This window comes from Lentzea sp. NPDC005914, assembly GCF_040629405.1.
In the GTDB taxonomy this organism is placed as follows: Bacteria; Actinomycetota; Actinomycetes; order Mycobacteriales; family Pseudonocardiaceae; genus Lentzea.
The window spans coordinates 56,270-76,214 of sequence record NZ_JBEXVQ010000040.1 but is presented as its reverse complement, the minus strand read 5'-3'; the positions used below and the strand labels follow the sequence as shown (position 1 = coordinate 76,214).

Genomic DNA, 19,945 nt, shown 5'->3' with positions numbered 1-19,945 from the left:
GCGCCATGGACCTGAGCGCGTTTCCCCGAGTCGCGCTGGGCAGCTGGCCGACCCCGCTCGAAGACGCCCCGAGGCTCGCGGCCGCGCTCGGCAGCCCGCCGGTCCTGATCAAGCGCGACGACGTCAACGGGCTCGGCGCGGGCGGCAACAAGCTGCGCAAGCTCGAGTTCCTGCTCGGGCAGGCGATCGAGCAGGGCGCGGACACGATCATCACGTTCGGCGCGCTGCAGACCAACCACGGCCGGCAGACGGCGGCGGCGTGCGCCAAGCTCGGGTTGAAGTGCGAGCTCGTGCTCACGGCCAAGGTGCCGATGGACGGCGACGCGTACGAGAAGTCCGGCAACGTTGTGCTGAAACACATGTTCGGCGCCGGCGTGCACATCTGCGCGGACGCCGACGAGGCCGCGAAAACGTACGAGCGAATCGACCACGACAAGGCCGTCACACTGCCCGTCGGCGGCTCGAACGGGCTCGGCACGCTCGGCTATGTCGCGGCGGCGGTCGAGCTCGTCGGCCAGCTGGGCGAGCGCGGCATCGGCAACGCCACCATCGTCGTGCCTCAGGGCAGTGGTGCCACGGCGGCGGGTATCGCGCTCGGCACCGAACTCCTCGGCTGGCCCGGCACCGTTCACGCCGCGAGCGTCTCGCACTCCAAAGAAGACGCCGAACGAGAGCTGGAAAACCTCGCCGCGGATGCTGCCGCGCTGCTCGGCGAACCGGCCCCGAAGCTCGACCACGTCCGGGTCACCGACGACACCATCGGCCCTGGTTACGGCGTGCCCACGCAGGACATGTGGAACGTCCTGAAGCTGTTCGCGGAAACCGAGGGCGTCATCCTCGACCCGGTCTACACGGGCAAGGCGGCCGCAAAATTCCACCGCCTCGCGCCGGACAGCGAAGTGCCGCTCGTGTTCCTCCACACGGGTGGTCTTCCGGGTCTTTACGGCTATGCGCCGGAAGCCGTCGCCCAGTTCTGATAACGGCCCACAAAAAAACGACATGACAAAGCCTCGGTCAGCTATTGGCCAGGTTTTGTCCATGATGTCCACCCATTTGACCCGGCATAATCGCGCTCATACGTGCACCGAAAAAGGCTGACCAGCACTCATTCACGGGACCGGTCCCGGCAATGGTGCGGTATCAATCCTTGGTACATTCCACGAGCGTCAGTGGGTGAATTGACTCATGCGTCTGTCCGCGCTCGCCTCGACAGCGGCCGCCCTGCTGCTGACGTCACCGAGCGCAGCACTGGAACAACCGGAACCCGTCATCACGCCGGCGAACATCGTGGTGCTGGTCGACGAGTCCAGCAGCATCAGCGCGCAGGACGTGGACAGAGAACGGGAAGCCGCCGCGCTCATCGCGCTCGGCGAGTTCGCGCCGTCCAGCACCGTCGCCGTGGTCGGGTTCGGCAGTGACAACGGCGGCCAGTCGCCGGTCGACGTCGTGTGCCCGCCGAGCACCGTCGCGACCGCGCAGGACCGGCAGCGCCTCAGCGACTGCACCCGCGGCCTGAAGAGCAGGACGCAAGGGGACGGCACCGACCACGCGTCCGCGTTGCAGCAGGCACTCAGCTACCTGCGGGGCGACAGGAGCGGCCCCAAGCTGGTCTTCCTGCTCACGGACGGGAAGCTCGACGTCTCCGACAGCCCGAGATACGGCCCGGACAACGCCCTGGACCAGCGCAACCGCACCGCGCACGAGCTGATCGGCACGCTTTTGCAGGAAGCGGACCGGGAGAAGATCCAGATCTGGCCGCTCGGGTTCGGCGGCGTCGACCAGGCCCAGCTGGACAGGTTCGCGAAGGGCTCGTTCCAGGGCCAGTGCGGTGTGAAGGCACCGACGCCGTCCGCCACCGTCGTCAGCAGCAGCGCGGACGTCGCCCAGGCGCTCGTCAAAGCCTTCCAGGCGGGCAGATGCGTGGGCGCGAGCGACATCCAGCGCACCCCGGTCAGCAGCGGTGGCACGGCGGAGGCCAAGGTCAGGATCCCGCTGATCGCGACCGACGGCTCGATCCTCGTCACCAAGCACGACTCGCGCATCACCGTGTCCTATGTGGACCCCGAGGGCAACACCGTGCCGAAGTCCGGCACGCAGGGCGGTTCCACGTTCCAGGTCAGCGGCGAGAACAGCACGGTCGAGGGCCTGCGGATCGTCAACCCCCTGCCGGGCACGTGGACCGTGAAGATCTCGTCCGCACCCGGTGTACCGGCGCTCGACGTCAGCACCGTCGTGATGTACCAGGGCGCGATCCGGTCGAGCATGACCGTGAACCCGCCCGCGCCGCAGCCGGGCCAGGAGGTCACGGTCGCGCTGAACCTGCAGACCAGGAGCCGGTCGATCACCGACCCGGCGGAGCTGAAGGACGTCTCGTTCACCGCCGACGTCGCCGGAGAGGGTTTCACCACACCGATTCCGCTCAACGACGACGCGCGCGACGGTGACACGCGCGGCCAGGACGGCGTCTACTCCGGCAAGGTCGTCATCCCGGACCAGGCCAGGGGTACCGTCAAGTTCAGCGGCACGATCGCGGGCATCGGCATCAGCGGCGACACCAGAACCGTCGACGCCGCGCTGGTCACCGGCCCGCGTCCGCTCGCCGCGACCACCACGTTCGGCAACGCCGACTGGAACGTCGCGCCGGGCGACACGGTCGGCGGCACGGTCACCGTCACGAACAACTCCGGCCGCGCCCGCAAGGCCAGGATCATCGTCGCCGACGCCGCTCCCGGCACCGTCGCGAGCATCCCGGGCGAGCAGACCGTGCTGGACGTGCCGCCGTCGGGCACCAGCACGTTCGACTTCGACCTGGCCTTCGGCGACGGCACCGCGCTGGGCGCCAACGCGTTGACGCTCAGGGTCGTCGACGACGAGAAGCCGGACGACGTGATCTACGAGTGGCGGATCACGGCGAACGTCGAGAAACCCCTGCCCTGGACCGAGATCGCCATCGCCATCGGCGTCGCGGCCTTCGCCACCACGGCGTTGGTCCTCTTCATCTACCGGCGCCGCCAGCGCAACGTCAGCGGCCTCGTCGTCTACCTGTACGACGGCTACCGCTCGTGCGGCGATCTGGCGGCACCGCAACAGCAGGCCTCAGTGTTCCGCTTCCACCTCGGCGAGGTCCACACAGGACTCGCGCAGCTCTCGCACTCCGCGGGCGGCGAGGACGGCTACGAGCTCACCCGCGTCGGCGGGCAGCTCCGGCTCAGGACTCCGTACGGCGACACGCACGCACTTCAGCTCGGCGAGCGCCTGACCGTCAGCGGGAACCTCGCCATCGAGGTGCAGGACGAGCACGCCCCCGTCGACTTCCCCGACCACGACCCGTTGATGACGCCACAGCACGAAGAACGTCCGTCCAGCGGCAACCACCTGCTCTGAGCAAAGGGACCGAGATGCAGATCTACCAGCCCATGCTGTACGTCGGACTGGGTGGCACCGGCTGTCGCGTCGGGGCCGAGCTGGAGCGGAAACTGCGCGAGGAGCTGTGCGGACCGGATGGCTCGGAGCTCCAGCACCGCATGCAGGGCAAGAACTTCCTGCCCTACCAGCTGCCCTCGTGCCTCCAGTTCGTCTACGCGGACCTCAGCGAGGACGAGTTCGGCGCTCTCGAACGCCGGGTCGTGCCGGACCCGGAACACCTGCCCGCCGCGGAACGGACCATGCACCTCGTCCGCGAACTGGTGCCCCACCACGACACCTACCCCGAGGTGGCCCGCAGCCTGCGCCTGGCCGCGCCCCAGTACGTCAACGACTGGCTGCCCCCGCCCACCGGTGAACCGCGCATCGGCCCGCTCGCCCGCGGCGCCGGCCAGCTGCCGACTGTGGGCCGTGCCGCGCTCTTCGAGACCTTCCGCGGCGGTACCTCGGCCGCGCAGGCCCCGCTGCGCAAGGCGATCGGCTCGATCAACAACTCGCTCGGCGAGCTGGCGATGCTCGGCGGCGGAAAACGATCCCTGTCGTGCGACGTCTTCGTGGCGTTCAGCGTCGCCGGCGGCACCGGCAGCGGCATCTTCTTCGACTTCCTGCACCTGATCGGCGACGTCTTCGCACGCCAGGACTACCGCGCCAGGATCTTCCCGCTCGTCCTCATGCCGTCCGCGTTCGACGAGGGACTGGGCGGCGGACGAGCGGCCAGGCTGAACGCGGGCCGCTCGCTGCTCGACCTGTTCCGGCTGGTGGACGACCAGAACGCCCAGGTCGCGGGCACCGAGCTGGACAGCTCTGGCATCAGCGGCTCGTTGTCGGTGCGCTACCCGGACCGCGAGGAGATCCGGCTGCGCGCCTCGACCATCCAGACCGCGTTCCTGTTCGGCAAAGGTCCCGGCGTGCAACGGGACGATCTGCACCGGTCGATCGTCTCGCTGGTGCTGTCGCTGATCGGCACGGACCTCGGCACCGACGGCGACGGCGGCAGCCACGCCATCGCCCAGACCTACATGAGCTTCGCCGACTCGTTCATCAACGGCGCGGTCGAACGCGAGGTGCCCGCCGCGACCGGTATCGGGAACCGGGGCGTGTCCACGAGTTCGGTCGCGTCGATGACGGTCCCGGTGGACGACATCGCGGAGATCATCAGCTCCCGCCTGCTCGCCGCCGCGGTCACCGAGCTGGACCAGCCGGGCGCCGGTCAGGCGGAGACCAACGCGCCGTACATCGAGCGGTTCTTCACCGAGTCCAATGTGGACCCGCTGCGGCTGCGCGCACCGGTGCCGATCAACGAGGTCGCGGCGGTCAGCGGCTCCGAGGCGATCTCACGGGCGCTCGCGACGCGTGCCCGCACGATGGAGTCCGGCCTGCGCACCCTGGACCAGCAGCTGGCCAGGCAGATCCCGGACATGGTGCAGACGTTCGACGCCGGCCGCGCGGTGAGGTCGCTGCTCGGTGAGATCGACTTGTTCCGGCTCCGGCGCGTGCTCAACGGCCACGACGGGCTCACCGACGAGGCCAGTGCGCTCGGGTTCGCCAAGATCCTCGAACTGCGGCGCGGCGAACCGGCCGCCCCGCCCGGCCTGACGCTCAACCCGCCCACATCCGCCGGCATCAAGGGCAAGTTCCTGCGCAAGCTGCAGTTCTCCGACCCTGCCGTACGGGCTGCGATCGCGCGGCAGAACGACTGGTACGAGTGGCGCGCCAAGCGGGTCTGGCACGCGGCGTGGAACGACCAGGCGGTGCGCTGGGACCTCAAGCTCAAGGCCGTGCAGCAGCAGGTTCTCTCGCTCGTCACGGCGTTCGAGGACCACGCGCGGCAGAGCGAGCGGCGGTTCAGTTCGCGGGCCCGCGAGCTGTACCAGCAGCGCGTCGGCGTCACGTACCTGTTGCCACGCCAGGGCGACCTCGAACCGTTCTACGACGCGGTGGTGCGCCGGTTCGTGGACTTCTACGTGCACCAGGGCGGCAAGCTGCACCCGACCGCGACGGCGGGCGACCTCGTGACCGAGATCCTCGGCGAACAGGGCTGGAAGCACGCCTACGACATGGTGCTGGACGGCCGCGGCCCCGCGCTGGCCGTCGCGCACGTCAAGGACCAGGTGAAACAGGCTGTGAAGCGGCTCTTCTCCTTCCGCGACGGACAGCACCGGCCGTTGCTGCCGGCGTTGCAGGACCTGCTGGCGGCCGCGGCGGGAAAGCCGGGCGCGCACGTCGGCGAGGACGAGCTGACGCAGTTCCGGGAGAAGCTCGCCGGTCTGGTGCCGGGCGGGTTCGCGCCGAGCGGCACGGGCAGGCTGCGGATCCTGTTCAGCTACCCCGCGGCGGCCAAGGACCTCGAGCTGGAGAAGTTCCTGCGGCAGGAGGTCTCCCTGCCACGCCAGGACGCCGTCGTCGAGTTCCGCCCGATCGCCGCCGAGTCGATCACGGTCGTGCTGTTCCGCAGCTCGATGGGGCTGACCGAGGTGCCGGAGGTCCGCGAGGTCCTCAAGCACTGGTCGGACGCGCTCAAGAACGAGGAGCAGCAGGACTTCCTGCGCTGGCGGCAGCGGCTGGGCTACGACTTCGGTTACCTGGCCACGATTCCCGAGCACCGCGAACGGATCCTGCACCACCTGCTCTGCGCCGCCTGGAACGACCAGATCGGCGTCGCGGGCGACGAGGACTCACCGTCCGCGATCACCGTGAAGCTCGGCGACGGCGCGCAGGCCGGCATGAAGCTGCCGCTCGAACCGTTCGGCCGCATGTCGAGCTGGGCGAGCCTGCTGTCCGCGTACGAGGCGTGGGTGCTCACCGACGACGAGCAGATCCGCCGCGACTTCTGCGTGAAGCTGATCTCGACGACCCCGCGCGGGGTCGATCGCCGGCCGGACAAGCCGTCTCAGCTGTTCGACCAGATCGTCAGCATGGCCCCGGCCGAACTGGCACGCATCGACGCCGAACTGGGCGAGCGCACCGGCGAGAGCGGTACGCGCAGGTTGCTGGCGTTGCGGGAGTTCTGGGAGGAAACGCTGCCGGGTGCGCTGCGGCTGCCGTTCCGCGGTGTCAGCAACCCGTTGCAGGACAACCTGCTCGACCTGCGCGAGTGGGTCGCGCGCGATCCCGAATGGCTGCGCCCGTGAACCCTGCTGCCGTGAACCCTGATCCCGTGATGACGCTGGACCTCCGCACGCCGGAGGGCCAGGGCGTCCTGCGCACGTCGTCGAGCCGTGTCCTGGTGATCGACACGACCGACGCGCTGAGCGAGCACCACATGTACTTCGAACGGCTCGCGCGCTTGCCGCAGGTCACCGGCGTCGTGCTGGTGGCGATCGGCGGTATCGGGGCCGATCCGGTGCTGCGCACGCCTTCGGCGCTCGCGGGTGTCGGCGTGACGCTGTGGGTCGGCGACGGCCTCGGGGTGCCGTGGGAAGGCGGCTCGCAGCGACCGGGCGCGGGCAGCGCAGAGTCCACTGTGGACGACCTGCTGGCGGCCCTGCGACTGCCCAAGGTGTTCGACCGGGTGTTCGCGGACGTCGGCGTGATGCCGCACCAGGCCGCGAGCCCCGGTCTGGCCGTGGACTACGCGGTGGTCGAGCCCGGCATGATGCGGTCGCTGAAGCTGCGCGCGTTGCAGCAGCTCGTGTCCACGGGCGTCGCGGCACGGCTGCACGACCGCGAGTCGACCGAGCTGACCTCGGTGTTCCGCTCGGCCACCGAGGGCGACGCGACCTCGGTGCGCCAGGGATCGCCGCTGTACGAGGCGATGTCACACGCCCAACGTGAGCTCCAGGCCGCGGCACGCTCGATCGACCGGTGGCGGTCCTGGCGCGGGCTTTTCGGCCTCAAGGCGGCGCACCGGGTCGTGCTGGACCGGCTTGCCGCGGCCGGGAACGCGGTGCTGCGGCACCACCGGGTAGCGCGCAAAGCGTTGGTGGACGTGGACTCCAGCCTCGCCGAGGGCTATCCACCGCCGGGCGAGCTGGTCGAGCAGGGTCTGCCCTCCCCCGCACCGGTCAACTCCGACGAGATGGCCGAGGCGGTGCGCAAGGCCGTGACGACCGAGCTGATCGGCGGCCGCACGCTGCCCGGAATCGCCGAGCAGGCCCGCAGGCTGGGCAACCAGCTCGGTGCCACGCGCAGCCTCGCGATCACCGAGCAGGACTCGGCCGCGGACCTGGAGAAGTGGGCACGGGGGCTGCTCTCGCCGCCACCGGTGAAGGTCTGGCCGGAGCCGGCCGGCTGGCTGGTGGCGGTGGCCGGTCTGACCACCGCGCTCAGCACGCTCCTGCCGAGCCTGGGCGCCTGGCCGTTGCTGCTCATGGTGCCGCTGTGGCTCGGGCTGGTCACGTTGTTGTCCGCCAACGCACCGGTCGACCTCGACCTCGCCTATCTCTACGCGACAACGCTCTTCGTCGTGAGCCTGTGCGGTGCGATCGGTCTCGGCAACGCGCCCGACCGGTCGCCGGACCCGCTCGTCGGCACGGGCATCCTGCTCGGCCTGGTCGTCATATCGCTGCTGTCGACGTATTTGGCCTGGCGCACCGTAGTCGCCCGCTGGCGTGACGCCGTGCCGTTGCGCAAGGCCGCCGCGGCGGACAAACGGCTGTCCGACCAGGTGTCGCGCACCATCGCGCAACGCTGGTCGCCCGCCGACCGCAGCCGCCGGCTCGCGGACTCGCTGCTCGTGGTCGCGGGCGGCGTCGACGCGGTCGTCGAGGTGTTCCACGACGTCATCAAGGACGCCCAGGACCCCGACGGCGAGCACACGTTCGGCGACTCCTCCGCCGGGCTCTCCGAGGTCCTGCACCACGACCTCGTGGCGGTCACGCTGGAGGTGCTGCGGCCGTCGTTCGACGCGATCTCGTCGCACCTGCCGCTGTCCGGCGACTCGCAGCGATCCCTGGTGCGGGCACGGGAACTCGTTGCGATGTACGACGACCACCTCGAACACGCCGGGCTGCGCGAGCTGCCGGCGTTCGTGACCGACGACGGCCCGCGACGCAGGCTGGCCGCGACGCTGTGGCAGAGCTCGGCGTCGTCGCGGCACATCCTGCAGCTCACCGAACGCAGCCGGATGACGCAGCTCTGCGCGGCCGAGGACGTCCGCCTGCTGCAGGCCGACGGCGCGAAGGTCGTGCACTTCGCGTCGGCGGACATGGACCTGCCGCCGATCGACGGCGGCTCCGACGAGGTCATCCGCACCAAGGGCGACGCGGTGGGCGCGCTGAGGCTGACCCCGATCCTCGCCCGGTACGTCCAGCGCGAGGTGCAGACCCAGGGAGAACCGCGGTGACACACGAGACTCTCACCGGCCGCGATCCGGCGGGCCGCGCGGCGTCCTGGCTGGTCGAGCCGCTCGACGCGGGCCGGGTGAAGACCGCCGACGGCGCCACGCTGGTGCTCAGGTCGTTGCCGCCCGACGCCGGCCCGGTCGACCTGGCCACGGCGGAGGTGTTGCTGGACAACGAGATCCGCGCGTTGACCCGGCTGCACACCCGCTATCTCAGGCCGTTGCCGGAGCTGCCGCGGATCGTCGGCTACGACTTCGACTCCGCGCACCCGTTCCTGCTGCTGGAACCGCCGATCGGCAAGTGCGTCGACGGCGGCCTGCGCACGTTGCTGATCGACGAGCGCCGCCGGTTCATGATCGGCCTGTTCCGCGCACTTGCCCAGCTCGCCGCCGTCGACCTCGTGCACGGCTCGGTCGGGCTCTCCACGTTGTGCTGGGACGGCGCCACGACGCAACTGGTCGACCTGGAGCACGCGGCCGGCACCGGCGAGACGCCGCGCCTGTCCCGCAACGGTGCCGTGGCCCATCCCGGTCACGACGTGCGCGCGGCGGGCCGGGTCGTCTACGAGCTCTTCACCGGCAAGCACGTGGCCCTCGGCGACACCCCGGACCTGGCCTCGCAGCCCGAGGTGCTGGCGTCGCTGCTGCGCGGTGTCTTCGACCAGGATCCGCGGCTTCGCCCGACGGCCCTGCAGATGCTGGAACGGCTCAACGACAGGGATCCGCTGCCCAGGCCGGTCGACGTCACGTCCGCGATGAGGCCGGGCTACGACAGGTTCGACGAGCTGCGTCCGCCGAAGTTGACCGAAAAGCCAGTCCTGCAGCCGACCGTGTCACGACCCGCGGCCGTGACGCCGAAACCGAAGCAGGTTCCGCTGGCTCCGCTGGCGATCGTCGTCTTCCTCGTCGTGGCGGCGATCGCGATCCTCGTGGCGGTGATCTGATGACGACACCCGACACCAAACGCGTGCAGTGCCCGATCTGCCTGGAGTCCTTCGTCTGGCGCGAGGACGCGCTGTACCGGCGGGTCGTCGACGAGAGCGGCGCCCGCTGGGTGAAGGCGGACCTGTCGGGCATCACCAACCCGGTGAAGCGCAAGGACCGACGCGCCCGGTGCTACGTGAGGTGCCCCAATCCCGGCAAGGAGAACCACGAGCACTACCTGCCGGTCTCGCACCGCGACCACGGCGACCCGATCGTGATCGGCATGGTCGGCCGGCACGCGTCCGGCAAGACCCACCTGCTGACCGCGATGATCCACGAGGCGTTGCGCGGCGACCTGCGCCACCACGGGCTCACGTTCGAACCGGCCGACGAGCTGCGGCACGCGGCGTTCCAGCGCGAGATCGACCAGCTCATGCGCGGCAACAAGCTCAACGCCACCAAGGACCTCAGGGAGGACTTCGCCACCTACCTGCTGGTCCGCACGGCCTCCGGAACCAGGCCGATCGTGTTCTTCGACGTGGCGGGCGAGGACTTCGTGCAGTCAGGGCCTCACTCGCTGGGCGGCCAGTTCGTGCTCGGCGCGACGGCGTTGATGTTCGTCGACCACCCGGCCAGCGCGGTCCCGGCGTTGCGCGGTGACTCCGACGTGGACCGCAACCCGGCGTTCTCCGGTGCGCTGGAACGGATGGGCCGCCGCGCGGACGTGCAGAAGCTGCCCGTGGCGGTGGTTCTGTCCAAAGCGGACGAACTCCGGTACGAACATCCCGTCGACTACTGGATCCGGCGAGACGATCTGCGTGAACCGTTGGACGCTCAGGCTTTTCGCGAAGAGAGCCGGGACGTCTACGCGTTCCTCGACAGGTACCAGGCCCGGCACATGCTCGACGTCTTCGAACGGTTCCGCCGCAGCACCCTGCACGTCGTGTCGGCGACGGGATCCCAGGCCGACGACGACAACCTGTTCCCGCGTGGTGTCCGGCCGGCCCGAGTGCTGCGGCCGCTGCTCGCGCTGCTCGCCATGAGCGGGCTGGTCGATCACCCCGAGGCCGCGGAGGTGGGCGTGTGAGCGTGGACCAGCTGCTGTTCGCGGTCAGTGACAGCAAGGGAATGGACCTCGTCGCGGCGTCGTTCTCCAGCCACGACGCCGACGCGTGGGACGGCTGGAACGAGAAGCTGCGCCAGCACTGCAGGTTGCTCGGCGAACTCGGTGCCACGCCGAGCGTCTCGTTCAGCCACCTGTCGTTCCCCGACGGCACCGCCGCTTTGCTGCGCCGCTCGGCCCGGCCCGGCGATGTCGGCCGCAACGTCGCGCACGCGCTGGTGAGCGACCGCCGCACGATCGCCCGGCTCGTCCCGGCCATGACCTGCTGGAACGGCTGGCTCGACGACCGGCCGCGCAGCAATCAGCTCGACGACGTCGACCCTGCGGAGTTCACTCGGCAGCCGGAGCCTCTGGACGACCCGATGCTGCTGCCGATCCTCGCGCGGGTGATCTCCTGGCCTTCCAGCACGTACACCGTGATCGGGGTGCCGGACGGGCGCGAGCCGGCCGTGATGTGGGCGCTGCGGACCCTGGTGCCCGACCGCGAGTGGACGTTCTCGACCTACGAGCAGGACGACACCCAGCCGAACCTGCCGAGGGTGGTCTTCCTGCCCCGCCGGCCGTCTCCGTCCTTGGAGGCGCGGGAAGAACGGCAGCGCATCGAGGTGCACCAGCCGCCCCGTCCGAACGACTGGGCCACCAAACCCGCCGAGGAGCTGCTCGCCAAGCTCCGGCACGTGGACTCGGCTCCGGTGCCCGAGTTCGACGAGACGCCCACCATCGTCTTCGAGGAGCCCGTTCGCGAGGCACCGCCACGGGCGACCTGGCCCGCGCCGGACCTCGTGCACGGTGACGCGCCGCTGCCGCAACGGCTCGTGCAGTTCGCCGAGCTGGCCGGGCAGATCGACGGCGAGGCGTGGCACGAGCAGATCTGCGTGTGGATCGAGGACCGCGTCAACGCGCCGGACCCGTTCGTGGCGACGTTCGTGCAAGCCCAGCGCGCCAAGGGCTACACGGGGTTCGACACCGCGATCAGCCGCCGCTGGCTCGCCGAACAGGGCGTTCTCGCCGCACGGCACGAGTTCGCGGAGGCTCCGAAACTCACCGCGCGACCGCCTGTCGACGAGAGCCTCGCCCGCAGGATGTGGGGCAAGCACGAGGCGTGGTCGCGCTCCGCCAACCACTTCAAGCGCCGCGCCGTCCGGTTCCGCCTGGGAGTGCTCGGCACCCTCGCCGGCAGCGCGGTGCTCACGGTGGTCGCCGCGCAGTTCACCTCGACGTGGCCGCCGGTCGCCGGGATCGGGATCGCCGTCGTGACGGCGGCCCTGGTCATGCTCGGCATCTGGTTCCGCGCGGTCAAGGAGCCCTCCGAACGCGCGCAGTGGACTCGGGCGCGGATGATCGCCGAACAGGTGAAGGCCGAGGTCTGCAAGTACCTCGCGGGCTCGACCCCGTACCGCGACCGCAACGCCGTGGCGCTGCTCGAGGAGAACGTCGGCCGGTTCGAAGGCACCGAACCGATGCACGAGGTGGCGGGCGACACCCCGTTGATCTACGACCTGCGCTCCTATGTGGACAACCGGGTGCGCGACCAGGTCTCCTACCACCGCGCCACCGCCAAACGTCTGCGGCGCAACCTGGGCCATCTGCGGATGGCCGAGTACGTGTTCCAGGGCATGGCGGCCGCTCTGGCCGCGGTGGGCGCCGTCCAGGGCTACCAGCTCGCCGTGTGGGCCGGCCTGCTCACCACGATCGCCGGTGCCGTCACGGCTCACATCGCCCAGACCGGCTACGACCGCCTGGTCGTCCGCTACCAGCGCACCGTCCACGACCTGGAGGAACTCGTCCGCACACTGCCCGAACCCGCCGACCCGGCGCGGGAGGACACCTTCGTGACGGGCTGTGAGCAGGTCATCGCCCGGCAGAACGACGACTGGATGGCGCAGCTCACCACCTCGGGAAGGCAGTCCGTCTGATCAGTACCCTGGAGTTGTGACCGACTTGGCCGACGACCTCTCGCTCCTTCGTGACCTCGAACGGAGCCTGCTCGTCTACAAGTTCGCGATCGAGGAGCTCATGACGAAGCTCCGCATCCTGAGCGAGGAGTTCGACTCGGTCCACCGGCACGACCCGATCGAGCACATCACGAACCGGGTGAAGAAGCCCGAGGGCATCCTGGACAAGCTCCGCCGCAAGGGCTTGCCGCTCGACGTCGACTCGATCGGCGAGGTGCTCGACGACATCGCCGGTGTGCGGGTCATCTGCCCGTTCGTGTCGGACGTGTACCGCGTGTCGGCGATGCTGGCGCGCCAGCACGACGTGGAGATCCTGCGCACCAAGGACTACATCGCCGATCCCAAACCGAACGGGTACCGCAGCCTGCACCTCATCGTGCGCATCCCGGTGTTCCTGTCCGACCGGGTCGAGCACGTGAAGGTGGAGGTGCAGCTGCGCACCATCGCCATGGACTTCTGGGCGACGCTGGAGCACAAGCTGTTCTACAAGTACTTCGACAACCCGCCCGCCGACTTCGTGGACGAGCTGATGTCGTCGGCGATGATCGCGGCGCAGCTGGACGAGCGGATGGAGTCGCTGCACCGCCGCATCCACCAGGACGACTGACGCGGCTATCCTCAGCCGCGTGAAACCCGTCCTGCCGCTGTACGCAGCAGGTTTCGTGACGGCGTTCGGCGCCCACTCGGTGGCTTCCAGCCTGGGCTTCCTGCACACCGACCTGCTCACCCTCGGCATCCTGCTGGCCCTCTACGACGGCGCCGAGGTCCTCCTCAAGCCGATCTTGGGCTCACTGGCGGACCGCATCGGTCCCCGCCCGGTCCTGCTGGCGGGCCTGACCGCGTTCGCCGTGGCCAGCGCCGCCTTCACCCTCGTCGACAACGTCGCGGTGGCGAGGTTCGGCCAGGGCATGGCGGCAGCGGCGTTCTCCCCCGCCGCCGGCGCGATGGTCGCGAGACTCACCCCGGACAACGCCAGAGGCAGGGCGTTCGGCCGTTACGGGGCCTGGAAAGGCCTCGGCTACACCGCCGGTCCGCTGCTGGGCGGCGTGCTGATCCACTTCGGCGGCTTCGACGTCCTGTTCCTCACGATGGCCGCACTGGCGGTGATCGTGGCCGCCTGGGCTCTCCGAGCAGTCCCGAACCTGGAACCCCTGCCCCGCCAACGGCAAACCGTCGCGGACCTGGCCAAGCGCCTGTCCCACAAGGACTTCCTGAGGCCGACGACCGCACTGGCGGCCTCCACGGCAGCGCTGGCCACCGGAGTCGGCTTCCTGCCGGTGAAAGCCGCCGACCACGGCCCGATCGTCACCGGCGCGGCCGTCTCCCTCCTCGCGATCACCGCGGCCCTGATCCAGCCGCGCGTCGGCAAGGCCCTGGACGCCGGGCGGATCACCAGCACCCGCCCGGGCATCCTCACCGCGGCAGCGGGTTTCGTCGCGGCGGCGGCGATCCCCGGACTCGCGGGCACGCTGGTCGCGGCCGTCCTCATCGGAGCCGGGTCGGGGGCCGTCACCCCGCTGGCGTTCGCCGCCCTCGCCAACGCCACTCCGAAGGAACGGCTGGGCCAGACGATGGGCAGCGCCGAGGTGGGCAGGGAACTGGGCGACGCGGGCGGCCCGCTCCTCACCGGCGGGCTCGCCGCGGTCGCCTCGCTGCCGGTCGGCCTGCTGGCGCTGGCCGCCGTCATCGCCCTCACGGCTTGGTGATCTCCAGTTGCAGCTCGGTGATCCACTCAGCGGGGTCGCCGTCCCCGTAGTTCAGGTACACCTCACGGGCGAACCCGTTCTGCCGGTACCCGTGAGCCTCGATCCAGGCCGCCACGGACTGGTAGGTGGCGTCGACGTCGTCCATCGGCCCCCGATGCACGATCGTCGCGGCCGAGGCCAGCGCCGGCAGGTCGACCACTTCGAAGTCGTACGAATCAGAGGGCGAGACCGACACCGTCACCCCCGCCTGCACGAGCACCTGGTCCCCCTCGGCGGGTTCGTAGGTGGCGATCCCGTACCCGGTGATCGGCACCCCGGCGCGCTCGAGACGCGCCATCAGTTCCGGGTAGAGAGGCTGGATGACCGGACCGATGTCCTCCGGTCCGTAAGAAGCGGCAGTCGCGGTCAATCGGGCAACACGAGCAGAAGGAACAGGCTTCACAACAACGTCGTCAGTAGGCATTGCGCCTTCCCTTTCAATGGCGCGGAGACGTGCTTCAACCCGGCGCAACCTCGACTCGTCCGCAAGAATCTGCTGTCGCAGCTCGGCGCGCCGCAACGAAAGCATTCCGTGCAGCTGCTCGACGGAAAGCTTCTCGTCGAGCACGACGCGAACCTGGTCCAAAGTCAGACCGAGGTCCTTCAGCGCGAGCAGGCGGTTGAGCCGCTGGAGCTGTGCGGCGGTGTAGAAGCGGTAGCCCGACGACGGGTCCACGTGGGCCGGCGGGAGCAGCCCGACCGCGTCGTAATGGCGCAGCATCCGCACCGACACGCGCCCCAGATGGGCGAAGTCTCCGATGGTGAACATGACTGCTCCTGTGTAGGGGCTGACACGGTGTGAGGGTCAAGAAATGATGGGTTTGAGCAACGGTCCGGGTGCGCATCCTGGGACGTTGACGAGAGGTGGCACATGACGTTCGCACATCCGGCGTTGTTCTACTCCGATGAGGAGTCCTACATCGACGGCACGGTCCCGTTCGTCGTGGAAGGTCTGGCGAGTGCCGAACCGGTGGCCATCGCGGTGCCCGGCGCGAAGTTGACGCTGCTCAAGGAGGCGCTCAGCCGATTCGCGCACCTCGTGACGTTCATCGACATGACGGAGACCGGCCGCAATCCCGGCCGGATCATCCCCGAGCTCCGCGCGTTCGCCGACCGGCACCGCGGGCCCGTGCGGATCATCAGCGAACCGGTGTGGAACAACCGCACCGCCGTCGAGTACCCCGCGTGCGCGCTGCACGAGGCGTTGGTCAACTACGCCTTCAGTGGCCGTGACCTGAGCATTCTCTGCCCGTACGACATGTCCACGCTCAACCACGACGTGCTGGCCGACGCCGAGAAGACCCATCCGATCGTGATAGACGCGAGCGGCCACCGGCCCAGCGACCACTTCCACCCCGCACGGGTGGTCGTCGCCGCGCACTCGCTGCCGCTGCAGACGCCCGTCGACGCGGCGAGCACCTCGGTCGGTGCCGGGGCGATGGCGGCGGTGCGGGCGTTCGCGCGTGAACAGGCCGTGAAGCACGGGCTCGCACAAGATCGTTTGGACGACTTCGCGCTGGCAGTGACCGAGCTGGCGACCAACAGCGTGCGTCACGGCGGCGGCGAGAGCACCGTCCGGGTGTGGGCCGAAAGTGAAAGTATTGTTTGCCAAGTCAACGACAACGGGCACATCACCGATGTTCTGGCCGGCCGCACACCTGTTCACGCAAACGAACCAGGTGGTCGCGGTCTGTTGCTGGTGAACCGTTTGGCCGACCTCGTGCGCACCCAAACGACGTCGTCCGGCACTGCAATCCAGGTCAGATTCGATCTGGGCACCAAAAAGGCAACGTGATCGACATACATTCGGCCTTCTTCGTTATAGCTTGAGCACGTGCACGACGAGGAAGCGACGGAAATCGGTTACACGGGGGCGCGTTTCGGGTCCCCGGCGACCCGTAGACGACTGCGCGACGACCGAACACACGAAGTGCACGGTGCCGAGACGCAACAACTGCCCCGTCAGCAACCGTTGCGCCAACGCCCGCCGGAACCGCCACCGGAGTGGCCGATGCAGGAAGACGAACCACCCCATGTCCCCGCGCGGGACAGCGCTCTCGTTCGTCCGTACGCACGCACCGGCGGCCGTACGGCGGCCCGCCACGACCTCCGCCTCGAAACGCTCCTCTCCACGGACGAGGACCGGATGTACCGCGCGAACAACGACCAGGCGGCGATGATGCGGCTGTGCCTGCAGCCGCGGTCGGTCGCCGAGATCTCCGCGCTCATGAAGATCCCGCTGGGCGTCACGAGGGTGCTGCTGAGCGACCTGATCACGTTGAACCTGGTCGCCGTGCACGAGCCGGGCGACAAGCCGAACATGGCACTGCTCGAGCGCGTCCTGACGGGCCTGCGCCGGTTGTAGCCACCCGTTCGCCAGCGCGCGAGATCACGCGGGGTCGCCGATAATTCTGGTTGTGGCGACTCCCAGCGACGAGACCCCGAAGACGCCGGTCACCGAGCCGATCCCGACCGCACCTCCAGCTGCGACCGCACCTCCGGTTGCGACCGCACCGAAGAAGATGCGGCCGACCAGGATCAGCGGCACGTGGATCGCCGTGCTGGTCGCGATCGTCGTGCTGATCTTCCTGCTGGTGTTCATCCTGCAGAACGGCGGCAACACGACCATCTACTTCCTGTGGGGCGAGGCCAGCCTCCCGCTCGGCGTGGCGCTGCTGTTCGGCGCGATCGGCGGCGCGCTGCTCGTCGCGGTCGTGGGAGCGGCGCGCATCCTGCAGCTGCGCCGTCAGGCCAAACGCATCACTGGTCGTCCCTCGACCTCATCACCAGCTCGACGCGAGAGCTGATCCCGAGCTTCCGGAAGATCTTGCGCAGGTGGAAGTTCACCGTGTGCGGCGACATGAACAGCTGCGTGGAGATCTGCCGGTTCGTCTGACCCTTGGCCACGAGGTTCGCGATCGCCCGTTCGGTGTCGTCCAAACTGGACCATCCGGACGACGGGCGCACCGGAGCCGCTCGCCGGCGCCGGCCGAGCTTGCGCAGACGTCCCAGCACCCGCGCGCTGTCACGTGACGCGCCGATCTCCCGGTACGACCCGAGAGCGTTCTCCAGCGCCTTCACCGACGCCGTTCTGTCCGAGGACGACGTCAGCAGCACGCCGAGGTCCTCGGCCGCGTTGGCCCGTGCCCACAGGTCGCGGTGCTGCTGCGAAGCCAGTTCCAGCAACGAGGCGTCGCCGTCGAGCAGCCCTCGTGCGTGCAGCGCGGCCGCCGCCACGGCGCGGAAGCCGGGGTTCTCCTCTGCCAGCCGTTCCGCGCGGTCGACGACGGCCTTGGCCAGCCGCTCGTCCCCCGCCTCCAGGGCCCGCCGGACGAACCACCCGGCCGCACGCGGTTCCTCGGCGAACAGCCCGGACGCCACGAGCCCCGGATACTCGTCCGTCAGCAGCCCCAGCGCCTTGTCCAGTCCGAAGCCCACGTACGACACGAGAACGTCGGCCCACTGGTAGTAGGCGCGCGAGAAGATGATCCCGTCCACCGGCACCTGACCGCGGTAGCGCTCGACGTGTTCGATCGCGGCGGGAAGATCACCGGTGTGGATCGCGACCATCGCGAGCACCGCCAACGCCGGCGGGACCAGCGCCGCGTGCCCGGTCTCCTCCGCCACCGACACGGCGTTGCGCGCCTCGACCGCGGCTTCCTCGATTCGCCCGGCCTGCAACAGGATTCGCGCCTGCACGACCGAGGTCAGCAGTTCCTTCGTCACCACCGACGACGGCCCGCTGCGCGCTCGGCGCACCACGCTGTCGCACTCCGGGAAGTCCCGCAGTCCCGCGAGAATCGTGGCCAGCAGCAGCTGCGGATACGCGCAAAGGTCGTGCGACGTAACGGATTGCGCGGCCTCGCGCGCCAGTTCCAGTGCGGCGCCGGGCTGTCCGGTGTCCCGGGCGATCGCGGCCAGCACCGCGAGCGCCGTCGCCAGCACGTCGTCCGGCGAACCCGTGTGGGTGCGGACGACCGCCTCGGCGAGTTCCTCGGCGCGGCGCCGATCGTGGCCGAGCAACGCCATCATCCGGGTGATCTCCACCCACGGCACGAGTTCCGGCAGCAGGTCGGGTTCTTCCAGCAGTTCCTCGGTGATCTCCACCGACTCGGCGTGCTGCGCGCCCAGCAACGTCGTCGTCGCCACGCAGTGCCGGAGCTTGGCGGCGGGTTCCGGGGAAACCTGACGGGACAACGCGTCCTGCGCGAGCGCCTGCGCCGCCGTGAGCTTTCCGGCTGCTATCAACGCCCGTACCGCGATGACGGTCCGGTGCACGAGCGAGGCCGACGACTGGTCGGTGAGCTCCAAAGCCCGCACCGCGAGTTCGGCGGCGGCGTCAGGCGCGGTCCACAGCACGGCGAGCGCGGCCGCGACCAGTCCGTCGATCGACCGCACGTCACCTCGCTGGGCGCCGTGCAGGAGGTGCTGGGCGGCCATCACCGCGCAGTCCCCGCGCCCCAGCAGCATCTCGCCGGCCTCGCGGTGCAGCGCGCGCCGCACCGGTGCGGGCACGGAGTCGGCGACCAGCCGCCAGACCAGCTCGTGCCGGAACGCGAGACGATCTTCCAGCGACGTCACCACACCCGCGCCGATGACCTCGTCCAGCGCGGGCAGCAGAATCGCGGTGCTCGACGCGAGCATCTCCGCGACGTCACCCGGTTCGAACCGCGGCCCGAGCACCGAGGCGACCTGCAGCAGGTGCCGTGCTTTACCGCTCAACAACCCCACGCGGTCGCGGAGCAACGCCTCGGTCCGCCGCGGCGCGCGATCCCCGCGCAACGACGCGTGCTCGCCCGAGATCTCGACCTGACCGTCTTCGCGAAGTGCGGTGAAAAGACTAATTAATGCCGCCGGATTTCCTTGCGCGGTCGACGCCAAGGCTCGAAGATCGTGATCAGGAATTCCGCCGGCGAGATCGGTGACGAGATCGGCGATCACGTTGTCCGTCAGCGGGCGAAGCTCGACCCGCACGGCACCCCGTTGTGCGGCGGCGGCGAACAGACGGTCCGCGCCCTCCCCACGGCGGCGGGCGAGCAACCACACGACCTTCTCGTGAGTGGAGGCGGGAAGCAGTGCGCGCAATGCGGCCAGGGTTCCCGGCTCGGCCAGGTGAAGATCGTCCAGCACGACGAGCGTCGGGCACTGCGGTTCCCGTTCCGCCAATCGAGCCAGCAAGAACGGCTGGTCCAGTTCGTCCTGTGCCGTCGCGACCTCGAAACCGCGGCGCGCGGCGACCGCGGCGACCTCGGCCAGCAACCGCGTCTTGCCGGTTCCCGCCGCGCCGTCCACCAGCACCACACCGGAGCCCGCGTCCAGCACACCGTTCAGGAGCTCGCGTTCTCCCTCACGGCCGCGGAACACCCCGTCCCGATTCCCCGACACCCATTTTTCCTTTCGCTCCGCGGCGGCGGAGAACAAGCGCTGCTTTACCACAACGACCCGCACGACGACCACCCCTGAGGCAGCATCCCTAGGCCGTCCGGATGACCAT

Annotated in this window: 14 protein-coding genes; 12 read left to right on the top strand and 2 right to left on the bottom strand. The window is 69.6% G+C overall.

The features are described from left to right. The first annotated feature begins 5 nt into the window (after window positions 1-5). The 9 genes from ABZ345_RS39155 (at window position 6) to ABZ345_RS39115 (ending at window position 14,412) form a co-directional block, all read left to right on the top strand. The gene (locus tag ABZ345_RS39155) at window positions 6-977 is read left to right on the top strand and encodes a D-cysteine desulfhydrase family protein (protein WP_359860007.1); all 972 of its coding nucleotides are present in this window, start codon (window positions 6-8) and stop codon (window positions 975-977) included. 208 nt (window positions 978-1,185) lie between these two features. After that, window positions 1,186-3,384 carry a vWA domain-containing protein gene (locus tag ABZ345_RS39150; RefSeq protein ID WP_359860006.1) on the top strand — a complete coding sequence of 733 codons (2,199 nt, stop codon included), beginning with the start codon at window positions 1,186-1,188 and terminating at the stop codon, window positions 3,382-3,384. Between the two features lie 14 nt (window positions 3,385-3,398). Next, window positions 3,399-6,554 (top strand): tubulin-like doman-containing protein, encoded by a 3,156-nt coding sequence (locus tag ABZ345_RS39145; RefSeq protein ID WP_359860005.1) that lies wholly within the window; start codon window positions 3,399-3,401, stop codon window positions 6,552-6,554. Window positions 6,555-6,565: 11 nt separating this feature from the next. Beyond that, window positions 6,566-8,707, top strand: coding sequence for a hypothetical protein (locus ABZ345_RS39140; protein WP_359860004.1), 2,142 nt, complete (start codon window positions 6,566-6,568; stop codon window positions 8,705-8,707). After that, complete coding sequence (locus ABZ345_RS39135; RefSeq protein ID WP_359860003.1) at window positions 8,704-9,648, top strand: hypothetical protein; 945 nt, start codon at window positions 8,704-8,706, stop codon at window positions 9,646-9,648. The genes ABZ345_RS39140 and ABZ345_RS39135 overlap by 4 nt, the downstream gene beginning before the upstream one ends. Further along, window positions 9,648-10,715, top strand: coding sequence for a hypothetical protein (locus tag ABZ345_RS39130; protein ID WP_359860002.1), 1,068 nt, complete (start codon window positions 9,648-9,650; stop codon window positions 10,713-10,715). The genes ABZ345_RS39135 and ABZ345_RS39130 overlap by 1 nt, the downstream gene beginning before the upstream one ends. Continuing rightward, window positions 10,712-12,667, top strand: a complete 1,956-nt coding sequence (locus tag ABZ345_RS39125; RefSeq protein ID WP_359860001.1) for a DUF4231 domain-containing protein — start codon at window positions 10,712-10,714, stop codon at window positions 12,665-12,667. Before ABZ345_RS39130 ends, ABZ345_RS39125 begins: the two co-directional genes overlap by 4 nt. A gap of 16 nt (window positions 12,668-12,683) precedes the next feature. Beyond that, window positions 12,684-13,313 (top strand): GTP pyrophosphokinase family protein, encoded by a 630-nt coding sequence (locus ABZ345_RS39120; protein ID WP_359860000.1) that lies wholly within the window; start codon window positions 12,684-12,686, stop codon window positions 13,311-13,313. A gap of 19 nt (window positions 13,314-13,332) precedes the next feature. Beyond that, entirely contained in the window at window positions 13,333-14,412 is a 1,080-nt protein-coding gene (locus ABZ345_RS39115) for an MFS transporter (protein WP_359859999.1), read from the top strand. Here ABZ345_RS39115 and ABZ345_RS39110 read toward each other — a convergent pair. Beyond that, window positions 14,399-15,220 (bottom strand): MerR family transcriptional regulator, encoded by an 822-nt coding sequence (locus ABZ345_RS39110; RefSeq protein WP_359859998.1) that lies wholly within the window; start codon window positions 15,218-15,220, stop codon window positions 14,399-14,401. The two genes, ABZ345_RS39115 and ABZ345_RS39110, sit on opposite strands and share 14 nt — an antisense overlap. 102 nt (window positions 15,221-15,322) lie before the next feature. Here ABZ345_RS39110 and ABZ345_RS39105 point away from each other — a divergent pair, with 102 nt between their 5' ends. The 3 genes from ABZ345_RS39105 to ABZ345_RS39095 all read left to right on the top strand — a co-directional run bounded on the left by ABZ345_RS39105 (window position 15,323) and on the right by ABZ345_RS39095 (window position 17,258). Next, window positions 15,323-16,246, top strand: a complete 924-nt coding sequence (locus ABZ345_RS39105) for an anti-sigma factor RsbA family regulatory protein (RefSeq protein WP_359859997.1) — start codon at window positions 15,323-15,325, stop codon at window positions 16,244-16,246. Window positions 16,247-16,462: 216 nt separating this feature from the next. Next, window positions 16,463-16,816 carry a DUF742 domain-containing protein gene (locus ABZ345_RS39100; protein ID WP_359859996.1) on the top strand — a complete coding sequence of 118 codons (354 nt, stop codon included), beginning with the start codon at window positions 16,463-16,465 and terminating at the stop codon, window positions 16,814-16,816. Window positions 16,817-16,916: 100 nt separating this feature from the next. Next, window positions 16,917-17,258 (top strand): lipopolysaccharide assembly protein LapA domain-containing protein, encoded by a 342-nt coding sequence (locus ABZ345_RS39095; RefSeq protein ID WP_359860029.1) that lies wholly within the window; start codon window positions 16,917-16,919, stop codon window positions 17,256-17,258. Here the strand turns inward: ABZ345_RS39095 and ABZ345_RS39090 are convergent. After that, on the bottom strand, window positions 17,212-19,836 hold the full coding sequence (locus tag ABZ345_RS39090) for a LuxR C-terminal-related transcriptional regulator (RefSeq protein ID WP_359859995.1): 2,625 nt from the start codon (window positions 19,834-19,836) through the stop codon (window positions 17,212-17,214). The two genes, ABZ345_RS39095 and ABZ345_RS39090, sit on opposite strands and share 47 nt — an antisense overlap. Window positions 19,837-19,945 lie beyond the last annotated feature (109 nt).

Bases quoted from the DNA above. Each gene is read 5' to 3' on its own strand.
- ABZ345_RS39110 (WP_359859998.1), bottom strand. From the start codon at position 15,220: ATGTTCACCATCGGAGACTTCGCCCATCTGGGGCGCGTGTCGGTGCGG.
- ABZ345_RS39145 (WP_359860005.1), top strand. From the start codon at position 3,399: ATGCAGATCTACCAGCCCATGCTGTACGTCGGACTGGGTGGCACCGGC.
- ABZ345_RS39155 (WP_359860007.1), top strand. From the start codon at position 6: ATGGACCTGAGCGCGTTTCCCCGAGTCGCGCTGGGCAGCTGGCCGACC.
- ABZ345_RS39130 (WP_359860002.1), top strand. From the start codon at position 9,648: ATGACGACACCCGACACCAAACGCGTGCAGTGCCCGATCTGCCTGGAG.
- ABZ345_RS39100 (WP_359859996.1), top strand. From the start codon at position 16,463: ATGCAGGAAGACGAACCACCCCATGTCCCCGCGCGGGACAGCGCTCTC.
- ABZ345_RS39105 (WP_359859997.1), top strand. From the start codon at position 15,323: ATGACGTTCGCACATCCGGCGTTGTTCTACTCCGATGAGGAGTCCTAC.
- ABZ345_RS39150 (WP_359860006.1), top strand. From the start codon at position 1,186: ATGCGTCTGTCCGCGCTCGCCTCGACAGCGGCCGCCCTGCTGCTGACG.